General features: G+C 62.3%; 13 protein-coding genes. 11 read left to right on the top strand and 2 right to left on the bottom strand.

What is annotated here, in order from left to right:
• Nucleotides 1-49: 49 nt before the first annotated feature.
• The 3 genes from AWB68_RS16645 to AWB68_RS16635 all read left to right on the top strand — a co-directional run bounded on the left by AWB68_RS16645 (nucleotide 50) and on the right by AWB68_RS16635 (nucleotide 2,995).
• The gene (locus AWB68_RS16645; protein ID WP_087645452.1) at nucleotides 50-946 is read left to right on the top strand and encodes a helix-turn-helix domain-containing GNAT family N-acetyltransferase; all 897 of its coding nucleotides are present in this window, start codon (nucleotides 50-52) and stop codon (nucleotides 944-946) included.
• Nucleotides 947-1,321: 375 nt separating this feature from the next.
• Nucleotides 1,322-2,020, top strand: coding sequence for a pirin family protein (locus AWB68_RS16640; RefSeq protein ID WP_087645451.1), 699 nt, complete (start codon nucleotides 1,322-1,324; stop codon nucleotides 2,018-2,020).
• Nucleotides 2,021-2,083: 63 nt separating this feature from the next.
• Nucleotides 2,084-2,995 (top strand): pirin family protein, encoded by a 912-nt coding sequence (locus AWB68_RS16635; protein WP_087645450.1) that lies wholly within the window; start codon nucleotides 2,084-2,086, stop codon nucleotides 2,993-2,995.
• Between the two features lie 335 nt (nucleotides 2,996-3,330).
• Here AWB68_RS16635 and AWB68_RS16630 read toward each other — a convergent pair whose 3' ends face one another.
• Nucleotides 3,331-5,082: an FAD-binding protein gene (locus AWB68_RS16630; RefSeq protein ID WP_087645449.1), complete on the bottom strand. Its 1,752-nt coding sequence runs from the start codon at nucleotides 5,080-5,082 to the stop codon at nucleotides 3,331-3,333.
• 395 nt (nucleotides 5,083-5,477) lie between these two features.
• Here AWB68_RS16630 and AWB68_RS16625 point away from each other — a divergent pair, with 395 nt between their 5' ends.
• Nucleotides 5,478-5,759 (top strand): DUF4148 domain-containing protein, encoded by a 282-nt coding sequence (locus tag AWB68_RS16625; protein ID WP_087645448.1) that lies wholly within the window; start codon nucleotides 5,478-5,480, stop codon nucleotides 5,757-5,759.
• A gap of 435 nt (nucleotides 5,760-6,194) precedes the next feature.
• The gene (locus AWB68_RS16620) at nucleotides 6,195-6,866 is read left to right on the top strand and encodes a glutathione S-transferase family protein (protein WP_087645447.1); all 672 of its coding nucleotides are present in this window, start codon (nucleotides 6,195-6,197) and stop codon (nucleotides 6,864-6,866) included.
• Nucleotides 6,867-6,968: 102 nt separating this feature from the next.
• Here the strand turns inward: AWB68_RS16620 and AWB68_RS16615 are convergent, their stop codons facing one another.
• Nucleotides 6,969-7,760: a DUF2182 domain-containing protein gene (locus tag AWB68_RS16615; protein ID WP_087645446.1), complete on the bottom strand. Its 792-nt coding sequence runs from the start codon at nucleotides 7,758-7,760 to the stop codon at nucleotides 6,969-6,971.
• Nucleotides 7,761-7,951: 191 nt separating this feature from the next.
• Between AWB68_RS16615 and AWB68_RS16610 the strand changes: the two genes are divergently transcribed.
• The 6 genes from AWB68_RS16610 to AWB68_RS16585 all read left to right on the top strand — a co-directional run.
• A complete protein-coding gene (locus tag AWB68_RS16610; RefSeq protein ID WP_087645445.1) occupies nucleotides 7,952-9,172 on the top strand; it encodes a helix-turn-helix domain-containing protein in 1,221 nt (406 codons plus the stop codon).
• 30 nt (nucleotides 9,173-9,202) lie between these two features.
• Nucleotides 9,203-9,886: a Vgb family protein gene (locus AWB68_RS16605; protein ID WP_087645444.1), complete on the top strand. Its 684-nt coding sequence runs from the start codon at nucleotides 9,203-9,205 to the stop codon at nucleotides 9,884-9,886.
• 300 nt (nucleotides 9,887-10,186) lie between these two features.
• Complete coding sequence (locus tag AWB68_RS16600; RefSeq protein WP_125482953.1) at nucleotides 10,187-10,744, top strand: hypothetical protein; 558 nt, start codon at nucleotides 10,187-10,189, stop codon at nucleotides 10,742-10,744.
• 231 nt (nucleotides 10,745-10,975) lie between these two features.
• On the top strand, nucleotides 10,976-12,277 hold the full coding sequence (locus tag AWB68_RS16595) for a gallate dioxygenase (RefSeq protein WP_087645443.1): 1,302 nt from the start codon (nucleotides 10,976-10,978) through the stop codon (nucleotides 12,275-12,277).
• Between the two features lie 104 nt (nucleotides 12,278-12,381).
• Nucleotides 12,382-13,731, top strand: coding sequence for an MFS transporter (locus tag AWB68_RS16590; protein ID WP_087645442.1), 1,350 nt, complete (start codon nucleotides 12,382-12,384; stop codon nucleotides 13,729-13,731).
• Nucleotides 13,732-13,796: 65 nt separating this feature from the next.
• Nucleotides 13,797-14,254: amidohydrolase family protein (locus AWB68_RS16585; RefSeq protein WP_160110025.1), on the top strand; the 458-nt coding region annotated here is incomplete at its 3' end.

The following is a 14,254-nucleotide window of genomic DNA, read 5'->3' as shown; positions in this document are numbered from 1 at the left end:
AGTGAAGTCGGGGTTGACCAATCGTCATTCTCTGACTATTGTCAGAGACATGAACCCGTCCGACATCGATCAGATTCGTAGATTCAACCGCACCGTTGCCGAGCGCATCGGCGCGCTCAACGATCGCTTTCTCGGGCGGGGACGCCCAATGAGCGAATCCCGCATTCTTTGGGAGGTTGGAACAGAGGGCGTAGATCTTCGGACGCTTCGCGCACGCCTGAATCTCGACTCGGGCTATCTGAGCCGTACGCTTGCCTCCCTCGAGCGTCAGGGGCTGGCGAATATCGAGTCTCGTCCCGACGATCGCAGGGTGCGTCGCGTGCACCTTACCAAAGCTGGCCTGGATGAACGCACTGAGTTGGAACGTCTTTCTGACGGGCTCGCGCTTGAGATCTTGGAGCCTTTGAGCCAGCGTCAGCGGGAGCAACTGGTCACGGCGATGACCGAGGTGGAACGTCTGCTGCAGCCATCGTTCGTACGGTATGCGATAGAAGATCCGGCGAGCGATGACGCGCGCTGGTGCATCGAACAGTACTTCGCGGAGTTGGGCAAACGCTTTGAGTCGGGTTTCGATCCGTCGATCAGCGTACCTGCAGATGCGCGGGAGATGACTGCTCCAAATGGAGCATTCATCGTCGGAAGACTTCATGGCGAGGCGATAGGATGCGTCGCGCTAAAGTTTCACGAAAAGCTGCCGGCTGAGTTGAAGAGAATGTGGGTGAGCGTGTCGGCTCGCGGAATGGGCGTCGGCCGGCGCCTGCTGGTGGAGGCAGAGCAGCATGCGCGACAGGCTGGAGTAAGCGTCATCCGCCTGGAAACGAATCAGGCGCTGAGTGAAGCAGTTCGGCTCTATCGGCAAGCTGGGTACGCAGAAGTGGCACCCTTCAGCGCGGAGCCTTATGCGGACCACTGGTTCGAGAAGGAACTGAACGCCAGTTCGCGCTAGGGCGCAAGCGTCACTCGCGAACGGCTGCGAGCGCTTCGTCAGCGTCGCGCTCCATTGACACGATTGATCAGCCCGCGAGTTCCGGCTTAAGTGTTGGAGTCTGGCGGCGCGTCGCACTTTCAAACCAAATCGGAAGAGATGCCATCGTGGAGTGGGGCAAGCGTGCCGGCCATGGAAACAGCACGTCGATTTGATTCATTGACACCCTGCACTCAACTCTGATCGTTCTGCCAGCCGCAATGATGCTTTGCGGCGCGGGATATATGCGCGTGTTCATTACGGCTATAGCATGCTTGTGCGGCTCGGATCGCTATTGATCCAGAGCCGCCCGGTTTTGGAACACCTCGTTTATGGCGGAAGCAAAGGGAAGCGGAGATGCTTGTACATCGGCGTTGGGACTCACTTGGCCGTGCTGATCTGGGTTGGCTGACCGCAAAGCATCATTTTGCGGTCAGCGCTAAGGACGATCCTTCACATGAAGCATTGGGCCCACTGATCGTCTGGAACGACGATCAGATCGCTGTCGGCAGCGGCTTCCCGATGCACGGACACCGCGACATGGAAATTGTCACTTACGTCCGTCAAGGTGTGTTGGGGCACCGGGATACGCTGGGATCTGAAGGAACGATTCACGCGGGCGATGTTCAGGTGATGAGCGCCGGTGCGGGCATACGCCACATGGAGTTCAACAGGGGCGATGTCCCGCTCAAGATCTATCAAATATGGTTGTTGCCTCGCATCTTCGGTGGCGAGCCGCGCTGGGATACAAAACCGTTTCCCAAGGGCGATCGCTCCGGGCGCTTCGTGGTGCTTGCCAGCGGATTCGACACTGACGAAGGGGCACTTCCCATCCATGCCAATGCCCGCCTGCTTGGAGCAACTCTGAAGTCGGGAGAGCGCATTCAGCACGAGTTGGGCCGATCGCGACAAGCCTACCTTGTGGTCGCTTCGGGACGAATCGAAGTCAACGTCGAATCAATGGGGCCACTGGACGGCGTCGCGATCACGAAGGTGGCGACTGCTCGAATAAGTGCATTCGAAGACTCTGAGCTTGTGATGGTGGACACCGGCTAAGTTCCATTTTCGCAGTCCACCTGGCTTCTCCAAGTCATCAAATCTCGAGAACGCGGAAACATCATGTCTGACAATACGATCGAATCACCCCCTTCGGAATGCTACAACGTGGAATCGCTCGTCGCGACTGGCGAGGACCGCTTCTTGAGTCCACTTCGCGCCGCGCGAACGATCGTCGCCCGCACACCTGGCAGGCAGCATGGCCCGGTTAATCGCTTGTTCAGTCCGGGAGACCTTGGCGGACTGCTCAAGCCCTTCGTCTTTCTCGACTATTTCGACGTTTCGCCCGATTCCGAAACGCGATTTTCAATGCATCCGCATTCCGGTATCGCGACGACCACGATCCTGCTGGAAGGCGAAGTTGGCTATGAAGACACGACCGGCGCATCCGGCGTCTTGTCAACGGGAAGCGTCGAGTGGATGAGCGCAGGGGGCGGGGTGTGGCATGACGGCAACCCGCAGAACCACACGCGAGTGCGCGGCTATCAGTTATGGACGGCGTTGCCCGCTGAGCTGGAACTGGGCGAACCCAACAGCCAGTATCTGTCCGCCCGCGTGATTCCCAAGGCCGGCCCAGCCAGAATCATTTTGGGCGATTACGAGAATCTCCAGAGCCCGGTGTCGGCGCCTTCAGGTATCAACTACCTGCACGTACGGCTTGCGGCGGGCGAGCGTTGGCGGTATACGCCGCCAGCCGGCCATGTTGTCGCGTGGCTTGGCATTCAGCGCGGCGCACTTCATGTCGCTGACCACCGGATTTGCGCCGAGCTTGTCGTATTCAGCGAATCGGAGGACGTTCTGGATTTCGTCGCCCTGGAAGAGACAGAGTTTGTCCTCGGTTCCGCGATCCCGCACCCGCACGATCTGGTGCTGGGTTACTACTCCGTGCACACCTCGGAAGAGGCTCTGCGTGCCGGAGAAAAAAGAATCGTGGAAATAGGAGCACAGCTTCGACGCGGTGGTCGTATCGGGTAATGCTTGTTGCAGGAAGCATCGGCAACGCATGGGCCGCTAAGTCAGCGACCACGGGGCGAGCGCCGCGCGCCATTGACCCGAGTCTTCGACGACGCATTGTCGGGTTCTTCAAGTTCCAGTTCTTCCATTCTTCCATCAACGCCAGTGTCCGCAGGCAGAACTCATTGCCCGCAGCTTGTTCCGCGTCTGTAAGTGTGCCTGCGATGGCACACTCGACGACTCTCCCTGCAAGCTCGACTATCGCCTTCTCAAGGTCAGATCAACGATGAATCGCCGCCGCGACCTGGATCAGGCGGACGGTCCACCATGCCGAGGCGCGCTTGTGGCAAGCCACATCAGGCCAGTCTGACGCTTTGCATAGGAGATGAAGCGTCTTCCGATTTCCCCGCGCCTTCGCCTTGACCACTCGTGGCGAGTGCCATCGCGGCGAGGTATCCGAACGTCAATGCTGGTCCGAGCGTAATGCCGGCGCCAATGTAATGACCCCCTACCGGCGAGTTCATGTCGTTGCCGCAGGCGTACAGGCCTGGAATCGGTTGATTATGGTCGTCGAGAACTTCTCCATGCGATCCGGTCACGAGTCCACGGCTCGTTCCGAAGTCGCCCGGCATCAGCTTGACCGCGTAGAAGGGACCATTCTCGATTGGCCCAAGACAAGGATTAGGCGAGTGCGTCGGGTCGCCCTTGTAGATGTTGTACGCAGACGATCCCTTCCCGAAGTCCTCGTCGATACCGGTTTTCGCGAACCGGTTGTTGCGCTCGACACTGCGTTTCATGCCGTTCGGGTCGACGCCGATTTTGCTGGCAAGTTCTACGAGCGTGCGACCACTGAACAGGTAGCCGGCCTTTTCATAGCGGCGCAATGAAAAGCTGCCGGGAAGTATGACCCCGATCCCGTACTTCTTTACCGTCGCGGCGTCTGCGACGAGGTACGCAGGGATCGCGCCTGCGTCGAACATGCCAAGGGTGAAGGCGTGGTACGACGCAGCCTCGTTCGTGAACCGCTTTCCGTCCTTGCCTATCGCAATGAAGCCGGGTTTGGGGCGGTCGAGCATGAAGTGGCCCCACGGTTCCATTGCGCCCGCCTTGTTCGACCATACCGACATGGGGACATAGAATCCCGTGTCCTGTGAATTGTGGTCAAGGCGACCGCCAGCCGATTGACCGAGGTGGATGCCTTCGCCGACGTTGCTCGGGAGGCCGAGTCCGAGTTCTACCGTTGGTTTGCGGGAGTGCTCCTGGCGCATGACCTCGTTGCCGGGGTAGCCACCGGTTGCAATGACTACGCCCCGGCGAGAGCGAACGCGGATGGTCCGACCGTCCCTGACCACTTCCGCACCCGCGACTTTGCCATCATCCATGATCAATCTGGTAGCGGACGCGCGGAACCAGACGTCGATTTTCTGATCCAGTATTGTCTTGTACAGACGGCCAATAAGTGCATTTCCACCGACGAGCCGCGTACCTCGATGATGGTTCAGCCGATCCACGCCATAGCGCGAAAAGCGCTTTAGCACGTGGAAAAACGATCGTGCTGAGCGCGTAAAGGAAAGGAAGTGAAGCAGGTCGACGAGATCGAGCATCATCCCGCCGAATGGCGCGAAGGCAGGAAGCGGAGCGCGCAAATCCTTGAAGTGCGGGCCTAGTTTTCGACCGTCGAATTCCAGAGGCGCATGAGCTCGGCCAAACATCCCGCCCTCCAGTTCAGGGCTATAGTCCGGATATTCGACTGCCATGACCTCGAGTTCGGAGTGCTGCAACAGATAGTCGAGCGCGACGCGGCCTTGGGAAATATAGGCTTCCTGCAATGAGCGCTCGACACTGTTTCCGACCGTCGCCGCGAAGTATTTCCGCGCCTTGTCGAATGAATCCTTGAAGCCAGCGGCCTGCATCGGGCCGCTGTCAACAAACCACATCATTCCGACCGACCACGCGGAAGTGCCGCCGACCTGGTCAGTCTTCTCAAGAACGATCGGCACAAGTCCCTCATTCTTTGCCACGATAGCTGCCGCCATGCCCGCCGCGCCCGCCCCCATGACGATGACGTCAACCTCGCGGTCCCAGTTCTCCGTTGTAGCCGTATCCATGGCGCGTGTCCTGTTTTAAGAGTCTCTATCAGATCGGTTTTGAAAATCGGTGTGCTAACTCGATAGCCGTTCGCCGAACCCGGTTTCGGTTGGCGTGATTGCTGCGCGTTGATATAGGGGTAGTACGTGGTGCGCCGGAGGCAACTCAGTCCTCGCGACATCATTTTATGTACAATCGATTTATATCGAATGATATGTACAAGAGCGATATGTGTCAAGAACCTTGAGGGAGCGGTGGTGCTGCGTGAACAAGCCCACTTTGATTGTTGACGCCACAGCAACGGAGAGTTGGCGAAACTAGTACTTACCCTGGTGGCGTTTACCCTTTACGCTAGGTTAACCGTGACAGGTAAGTCCTCTTGTCGCGCCACTAACTAAAATTGTTGAGGTACATCATGAAGTCGTTCACCAGGGCGATCCTGATTGCTGCCCTTATCGCAGCGCCGGTTGCATCGTTTGCACAGTCGAGTCAGTCGGTAAGCCGGGCGCAGGTGCGCGCCGAACTGGCGCAGCTCGAAAAAGCCGGCTACGACCCGCACGACTGGATTCACTACCCCGAGAACATCCAGGCCGCTCAAGCGAAAGTCGCGGCCCAGAACGCCAACCAGGCCGCTGTTTCGGGATACGGCGGCGCGGCTGACGAAACGTCGCGTGCGGGCACGGCAGGTGGTCTGTAATATCGGGCGCTAGGGCGCCCCATTTTCGAAAATCGCGCAATTTGCGGCTGAGGCTTCCCCGTCTTCATTGGGTGGGAAGCCTCAGCCGTTTGTCTTTTGTGCGCCTGGCAGATATTCCTGATGTGGGCCGCGGTCCCCCGGCCGCCGTCGAGGCGCGCTGGACCTGCTTTGACGTCCAGGAAAACAGGGACCGCGGCCCCACGCCAACCTTTGTCAGTGCCGTCGCAATAACGACTTTAGATTAACGACGCAAGCGCACTCGCGCTTTCGACAGGCGTTGACTTCCCCATTTTTCTCGACCAACCCCATAGCCGCGCCTCGATATACATGTATAAATAGCGTGCGTGTGTTCCTTCCCGGATGTCAGGAAACATTTCGCGCAATGATTCCCACCCCTTTCCCGGCGCACTTTCAGGCGACAAAAACTCATCCGCCATGCTCACTGTCCACCATCTCAACAATTCCCGCTCGCAACGTGTGCTCTGGATGCTGGAAGAACTCGGCGTCGACTATGAATTGAAGCGCTATCAGCGCGACCCGAACACGATGCTCGCGCCCGCCGAACTGCGCGCCGTGCATCCGCTCGGCAAGTCGCCCGTCATTACCGACGACGGCATGACGATCGCCGAATCCGGCGCGATCATCGAGTATCTCGTCGAGCGCTACGGACAGGGACGCTTCTCGCCACCGCATGGCGTCTCGCCCGAGCGCGTGCGCTACAGCTACTGGATGCACTACGCGGAAGGCTCGGCGATGCCGCCGCTGTTGCTCAAGCTCGTCGCGCGGCGCATCGGAAGTGCGCGGATGCCGTTCTTCGTGAGGCCGGTCGCGCGCCGCATCGCTGCGACGATGCAAAGCAGCTTCATCGATCCGCAGCTCAAGCTGCATTTCGGCTACATCGAGCGCGAGCTTTCGAAGTCGGAGTGGTTCGTGGGCGACCAGTTCACCGCCGCGGACGTGCAGATGAGCTTTCCGCTCGAAGCTGCGAGCAAGCGGGCCGGCGCGAAGGAACTGCCGCATGTCCGCGCGTTTCTGGAGCGCATTCATGCGCGACCCGCGTACCAGCGCGCGCTCGAGCGAGGCGGCAAGTACGACTATGCGGATTGAGATTGCTGGCGGGGAAGGGGTACAGGCGTAACAGGCCAATGGCTTGGTTTTTTGGCGAAGACCCATCGCGCGAGGGACGTCGCGAACGCGTCGCCGGATGCGTCAGCCTGGCCCGACCGCTCGCGCGATCAAGAGCAGCCCCACGCCAACGACGACGGCTCCGATGACTCGCGCGATGCGCCCACCATCCGGTGCGAGACGTTCGAACGCGATAGCCGCCGTTACCGCAGCCATCGCGCGCAGGTCCATGACCCCGGTGACGAGAAAGGCCGCCGTCAGCCCCGCGCAGCAGTAGCCGCAGTGAACGCCGAGACGAAGGCCGTGTCGCCACGCGGTGACGGCGTCCGCCCGCAGCGCGCGGCCGCGCTCCGGTGACTGCCGGCAGCACGCGAGATGTTGCGCCTTCCACGCTGTGAACTGGAGCGCGCCGCCGATCAGGACAACGATACCCGCTGCGATCGGAATGGCGCGCGCGAACGCCGGCCACTGCATCTCGGCCGTTGCCAGCGCGACGCCCAGCGGATACGCGGCCATTCCAGGCACGGTCCACACGGCGAAGTACGCGATGCCCACCACTGCGGTCAGCCGGCTCAAGCGAGCCTCGCCCGTCCCGCCGACAGCCTGCCGATAACGCCACAGCATCGGCACGAGCGAAGGCATCATCATCGCCACCATCATCACGACCCACATGCCGACAAACGACGCCCAGGCGCGGAACCAGGTCGGTCCGCACATCCGTATCCACATCATCGACATGGTCCAGCCGCCGGGCATCGGCATCTCGCCCATCGCCTGCATGGACGCGCACCAGACGATCGTCAGCGCCACGGCGCCGGTGAAGAGCACCACCGAGACGCCGAGGAAGACCCGCCGGGAAGCCCGTCCGGAAGCCATGCTTGCGGATCCTCCCGTCTCCTGGTTGCGCCAATGACATCCGCGGTGTGGCTCAGTGCTGGTCGTATTCGTCATGCTTGTCTCCGTCAGGCTCCTGCGCCGCTCGTTCCTGTTCCGATGCAACGTCGTGATAGATTAGGACCGGACATCGGATGCTGGGAGTGACAAGTGTGGCGGGATTCGATTCGGCCATGGACTCGCTGATCACGGCTGCAGCGCTCGCGCTCGCTGCGGGAGACCCGCTCGGCGCGCTCAACCATGTCGCCTTGCGCGACGACGCGCCTGCACTCGCGCTTCGCGGCATCGCGATGGCGCAACTGGGTGATCTCGTTAGAGCGAAGGCGCTCGTGCGCAGTGCGGCACGCGCCTTTGGTCCGAAAGAGGCCGTGGCGCGCGCGCGATGTGTGGTCGCTGAGGCCGAGATCGCGCTCGTCTCGCGCGACCTCGGCTGGCCTGCGACGGCGCTCGCCGCCGCGCGGGCGACGCTCGAAGCGCACGGCGACCGGATGAATGCCGCCCATGCCCGGCATCTGGAGATCCGGCGCCTGCTGCTGATCGGTCGGATCGACGAGGCCGAGCGTGCGCTCGCCGAACTCGACCCCGCACCTTTCCCGCCAGCGTCGAGGGCGGCCCATGAACTGGTCGTCGCGGGGATCGCGATACGACGCCTGCGCGCGCAACCGGCGCGTGCCGCGCTCACGCGGGCCGGACGCGCCGCGCGCCATGCCGGCATCCCCGCACTGATGGCGGAAGTCGAAAACGCATCCGTCGTTTTGGACATGCCCGCGGCGCGCCTGATTGCGCGAGGCGAGGAGCGTCTTTTGCTGCTCGACGAGGTCGAAACGTTGCTGGAGTCGAAGGCGTTCGTCGTCGACGCGTGCCGTCATGTCGTGCGTGACGCGCGCACGGCGGTATCGCTCGCGACGCGCCCGGTTCTGTTCGCGCTTGCTCGCGCGCTGGGTGAAGCGTGGCCATCGGACGTGCCGAGGAACACGCTCGTCGCACGCGCCTTCCGGGCGAAGCACGCCGACGAATCGCATCGCGCGCGCTTGCGTGTCGAAATCGGCCGGCTGCGCACGATGCTCAAGCCGGTGGCCGGCGTGAGCGCGACCAAGCGTGGTTTTGCGCTCGTGCCGCACGATGCACGCGAGGTGGTCGTGCTGGCGCGGCCTGTCGACGAGGAACATGCGGCAGTGCTCGCCATTCTCGACGACGGCGAATCGTGGTCCAGTTCGGCCCTGGCGCTTGCGCTCGGCGCCAGCCAGCGCACCGTGCAGCGCGCACTCGATTCGCTTGCGGGGGCCGGCCGGGCGCAGTCGTTTGGCCGCGGGCGCGCCCGCCGCTGGATGACCGCGCCCGTGCCGGGATTCACGACGACCTTGTTACTCCCCGCGCCACTGCGGGAGGACTAGGATTGCGCTACGAGCGACCAGGATGGAACCATGAATCGATCAGCGGCCGAAATCGTCAGTGAATATGGACCCTTTCCGGGCGTCGACCACGTGGCTGGCGTCACCTATGACGGCGAGGTTGTGTGGTTCGCTTCCGGAGACAAGCTGAACGCCCTCGATCCGGCAAGCGGAAAGACGCTGCGCTCGATCGATGTCGCCGCGGATGCGGGCACGGCCTTCGACGGCCAGCACCTGTTTCAGATCGCCGGGGATCGCATCCAGAAGATCGATCCGACAAGCGGTCGCGTGCTCGCGACGATACCCGCGCCAGGTGGCGGCGTCTCGGGGCTTACGTGGGCCGAAGGAACGCTTTGGGTCGGGCACTATCGGGACCGGAAGATTCATCAGGTCGATCCGGGGACCGGGGCGATTCTGCGCACGGTCGAGTCGAGCCGGTTTGTGACCGGGGTCACGTGGGTCGACGGTGAACTCTGGCACGGCACCTGGGAGGATGACGCCAGCGATTTGCGGCGGGTCGATCCGCGGACGGGAGAGGTGCTGGAGCAGATCGATATGCCGGCGGGAGTCGGCGTGTCGGGGCTGGAGTCCGATGGCGGCGACCGGTTTTACTGCGGAGGCGGAAACAGTGGGAAGGTGAGAGCCGTGAGGCGGCCTGCGCGAGGCTCCGACGGCGGGAGTGGGGCGGAGGACAGTGGCGACGTTGAGACCGTTTGAAGCCCGAACCCGATGCGCCAGCGACCCCTCTTGCGACTTCTCACTTGCCCTATCTGATTCATTTATCGGTCATTCTATCGGTGCGCTCTCCAAGGCCACTCCTGACACGCTGACGATACCGCGATTCAGCCTTATCCAGCGGGCCCTCAAGCGAATTCAGATCGTCCCGTCCGATACTCGAAAATAGCGAAAACGCGAACATTTCCGCTATCCCATCTGGTTAACCCTCCCTTTGTCTCACATGCTCCCTTGAATACCTTCTGTCCCATGCGACGGACAGGTAACTCAAGGAGCGGATCAATGGGCAGCAATCTCAGCACGAGCGGCAGCAAGTTCAACCACGGCGTGACGTCGACGGAATCGACCAGGCCAAACCTTCACGCGATCGTTCGCGCCGGCGTCGCCGGTGGCCTGGCGGGAGCCATGATCATCTGGATCTACGAAGCCCTCATCTGGGTCGGCGCACAACATCTGATGCCCCTCGCCGGCATCCCGCGCAATGCCACAGGGCTGGTTTTCGGCAAGGCTTTCCAGGAATCGATCGGGGTGTGGGCGTATGTGATCGGCACCGGCATCCACTTTGTCTTCGCGATCGGCTGGGGTGTCCTGTTCGCCATGATCTGGCCTTCCTTCCGCCGGCGCGGCTACGAAGCGACCTTCGTGGCCCTGTTCTACGCGATGTTCGCGTGGATCGTGATGCACGTGGCGATCATGATCGCCTCCACGAATCACCCGAACTACTACGACCCGATCGTGATCATCGGCGGGTTCATGTCTCATTTCTGCTTCACGGTTCCGCTTGTCCTGATCGTGAAGAAAATGCTGGCGCCGGCCACGCCCCGTATGTACGCCCGATAAACAATTCAGATGGCTTTGGATGGCGCTTCATGAGGGCCTATCCAGCCATCCGGTAAGACAATCCTGGTTTCCGCGCGGACGTCTTTCAGGCGGAGTGAACGGCTTCGGCGCAGAGCCAGCGCGGCGCGCGGATTGCGAGGCTCTCACGTCATGGGAAACGCAGCGCCGCTGCACCCGTCAGGCGCAAGACGCTTGTGTCGCGGATCAAAAAATCTTTGAAGGAGTACAGGCATGGCACGGATCATCGGAGGCATCGCCGCCTCGCACACGCCCACCATCGGCTTTGCGTTCGACAAGAACAAGCGCGACGACCCCGTCTGGGCACCCATCTTCGAGAACTTCGCCCCGGTGGCCGACTGGCTCGCCGAGAAGAAGCCGGACGTGATCCTGACGATCTACAACGATCACGTCACCTCGTTCTTCTTCGACCACTATTCGGCGTTCACGCTGGGGGTCGGGCCGGAGTGGCACGTCGCGGACGAGGGCGGTGGCGCCCGCGATCTGCCGCCGATCAAGGGGCATCCGGCACTGGCCGCGCACATCGGCACGTCGTTGATGACCGATGAGTTCGACATGTCCTTCTTCCAGAACAAGGCGCTCGACCACGGCTGCTTTTCGCCGTTGTCGATGCTGTGCCCGCACAAGCCGGAGTGGCCCGTCAAACTCGTGCCGCTGCAAATGGGCGTGCTGCAATTGCCGGTCCCGAGTGCGCGACGCTTCTACAAGCTCGGCCAGGCACTGAGGCGCGCAATCGAAAGCTATCCGGAGGACCTCAAGGTCGCGATCCTCGCGACCGGCGGCCTGTCGCATCAGGTGCATGGCGAGCGCGCCGGCTTCAACAACACGGAATGGGATCACCGTTTTCTCGATCTCTTCGAGCGCGATCCCGAGCAACTCGCCGACATGACGATCGCCGAATACGCGGAACTGGGCGGCTACGAAGGCGCGGAAGTCGTGATGTGGCTCACGATGCGCGGCGCGCTGTCGAACCACGTCGTGTGCAAGCACCGCAGCTACTACCTGCCGTCGATGGCAGGCATCGCGACCGCCATCTACGAAGGCGAAGAGGCTGAGACGAAGCCTTCGATCGTCGAGCGTCACCGGCAGCGGATGGCGGTTCAACTGACGGATGTCGAGAAGCTCGACGGCACGTATCCCTTCTCGATCGAACTCGCCGTGCGGGCCTATCGGATCAACGACTACCTGCACCGCATGGTCGAGCCGGCGCATCGGGAAGCCTTCATGGCCGATCCCGAGGCGAGCTTCGAGGCGGCCGGACTGACCGACGAAGAACGCGACCTGATTCGCCGGCGCGACTGGCGCGGCCTGCTGCACTACGGCGTCATCTTCTTCATGCTCGAGAAGCTCGGCGCGGTGACGGGCGTGTCGAACCTGCATATCTACGCCGCCATGCGCGGGCAGTCGCTGGAAGACTTCCAGCGCACGCGCAATGCGCCCGGTGCGCTGTATTCGGTTGCGGGCAAGGGCGCCGGAAAGCTCAACTGGGACAGTGCGGAAAAAGGCAAGCGCTGACAACCGGCCGGCCGCTGCGGTCGACGCTCGCCAGACGCTTCGCGCGGCGGGAACGACGACGGCGGTCACGCAAGAACACGGAAGCAGGAGACAGGAGAAAACGGATGAACAGAGGTAGATCGATCGATATCAAGGCCTTCATTGACGAGCGGCCCATCGCGCCATACCAGTGGCTGCTGGTGGCGCTGTGTTTCCTCGTGGTCACCGCCGACGGCATGGACGTGGCGATCATGGGGTTCGTGGCGCCCTCGATCATCCACGACTGGGCGATCTCGCGCCCCGCGTTCGGTCTGGTGATGAGCGCGGCGCCGATTGGTCTCGTGATCGGCGCGCTCGCGGCCGGTCCGGCTTCGGATCGTATCGGGCGCAAGTGGGTGCTGATTACGTCGGTGTTCCTCTTCGGTGTGTTCACGATCGCAACCGCGTTCACTCACTCGCCGACGGCGATGGCCGTGTTGCGGCTGATGACCGGCATCGGCCTCGGCGCCGCGATGCCCAACACGACGACGCTGCTCTCGGAGTACGCGCCTCAGCGCAAGCGTTCGTTGATGATCACGATCATGTTCACTGGCTTCAACCTCGGTTCGGCGCTGATCGGCTTTGCTGCCGGCTGGCTGATTCCCGAGCATGGCTGGCGTTCGGTGCTGATCTTCGGCGGCGCGTTGCCGCTCGCACTGATCCCGCTGCAAATCTGGCTGCTGCCGGAGTCGGCGCGGCTGCTCGCGGTGCGTGGCGCACCGTCCGCGCGGATCGGCGCGGTGCTCGGCCGCGTGTGCGGTGCGCGTTTCGCCGGCGACGAGGTCTTCGTCTCCAACGAACCGCCATTGCCGACGCGCAAGCCCATCGGCGTGCTGTTCTCGCAAGGCTACGGCCTGATGACCGCGGCGCTCTGGGTCACGTACTTCATGGGGCTGCTCGTCATTTATCTGCTGACCGGCTGGCTGCCCACTTTGATGAAGGACGCCGGGCTGACGGTCACCTCGGCGGCCAACGTGACGGCCATGTTCCAGATCGGCGGAACGATCGGCGCGATTCTCGTCGGCTGGGCGATGGACAAGGTCCGGCCGGCACCCGTCATCAGTGCGGCTTATCTCGGCGGTGGGCTGTGCGTGCTCGCCCTGGGATGGATCGGCGCGCTGTCTTCATCGCTGACGCTGCTGGTGTTCTGCGCGGGCTTTTGCATGAGCGGCGCGCAGACCGGGTTGAATGCCTTTGCACCGGGCCGCTATCCGACAGTGGCCCGCGCAACCGGCGTGAGCTGGATGCTCGGCATGGGCCGCTTCGGCAGCATCTTCGGCTCGGCTATCGGCGGGGCGCTGCTCGGGCTCGGATGGCAGTTTGGCGCGATCCTCGCGATGCTGGCTGTCCCCGCGACGCTCGCCGCTTTTGCAATCCTGCTTGCCCAGCGCGTGCGGACCGGCGAGCCGGCGCCGCAGCCGACGGCGGCACACTAGGGAAGTCGGCGCGCATGGCACTCGCCCCATCGCGCCGATAATCGAACGAGTACTTGGGAGCGACGATGATCATTGATATTCACGGCCACTACACCACCGCGCCGAAGGCGCTGGAAACATGGCGCAACCGTCAGATTGCAGGCATCAAAAGCCCGTCCGAGATGCCGAAGGTGTCCGACCTGCACATCAGCGACGACGAGCTGCGCGAGTCGATCGAAAGCAATCAGTTGAAGCTCATGCGCGAGCGCGGCCTTGACCTCACCCTCTTCAGTCCGCGCGCAAGCTTCATGGCGCATCACATCGGCGACTTCCAGGTCTCCAGCACCTGGGCGGCGATCTGCAACGAGCTGTGCTTCCGCGTGAGCGAACTGTTCCCCGACCACTTCATTCCGGCCGCGATGCTGCCGCAAAGCCCGGGCGTGGATATCGCCACCTGCATCCCCGAGCTCGTCAAGTGCGTGGAGGAGTACGGCAACGTCGCGATCAACCTGAACCCGGACCCGTCGGGCGGCCACTGGACCAG

The sequence above is a fragment of the Caballeronia choica genome (assembly GCF_001544535.1).
In the GTDB taxonomy this organism is placed as follows: Bacteria; Pseudomonadota; Gammaproteobacteria; order Burkholderiales; family Burkholderiaceae; genus Caballeronia; species Caballeronia choica.
Note: the sequence above shows the minus strand (reverse complement) of the source record. Positions and strands in the feature narration are given on the sequence as shown.

Bases quoted from the DNA above. Each gene is read 5' to 3' on its own strand.
- AWB68_RS16635 (WP_087645450.1), top strand. From the start codon at position 2,084: ATGTCTGACAATACGATCGAATCACCCCCTTCGGAATGCTACAACGTG.
- AWB68_RS16595 (WP_087645443.1), top strand. From the start codon at position 10,976: ATGGCACGGATCATCGGAGGCATCGCCGCCTCGCACACGCCCACCATC.
- AWB68_RS16630 (WP_087645449.1), bottom strand. From the start codon at position 5,082: ATGGATACGGCTACAACGGAGAACTGGGACCGCGAGGTTGACGTCATC.
- AWB68_RS16640 (WP_087645451.1), top strand. From the start codon at position 1,322: ATGCTTGTACATCGGCGTTGGGACTCACTTGGCCGTGCTGATCTGGGT.
- AWB68_RS16645 (WP_087645452.1), top strand. From the start codon at position 50: ATGAACCCGTCCGACATCGATCAGATTCGTAGATTCAACCGCACCGTT.
- AWB68_RS16610 (WP_087645445.1), top strand. From the start codon at position 7,952: ATGGACTCGCTGATCACGGCTGCAGCGCTCGCGCTCGCTGCGGGAGAC.
- AWB68_RS16615 (WP_087645446.1), bottom strand. From the start codon at position 7,760: ATGGCTTCCGGACGGGCTTCCCGGCGGGTCTTCCTCGGCGTCTCGGTG.
- AWB68_RS16625 (WP_087645448.1), top strand. From the start codon at position 5,478: ATGAAGTCGTTCACCAGGGCGATCCTGATTGCTGCCCTTATCGCAGCG.
- AWB68_RS16605 (WP_087645444.1), top strand. From the start codon at position 9,203: ATGAATCGATCAGCGGCCGAAATCGTCAGTGAATATGGACCCTTTCCG.
- AWB68_RS16620 (WP_087645447.1), top strand. From the start codon at position 6,195: ATGCTCACTGTCCACCATCTCAACAATTCCCGCTCGCAACGTGTGCTC.
- AWB68_RS16590 (WP_087645442.1), top strand. From the start codon at position 12,382: ATGAACAGAGGTAGATCGATCGATATCAAGGCCTTCATTGACGAGCGG.
- AWB68_RS16600 (WP_125482953.1), top strand. From the start codon at position 10,187: ATGGGCAGCAATCTCAGCACGAGCGGCAGCAAGTTCAACCACGGCGTG.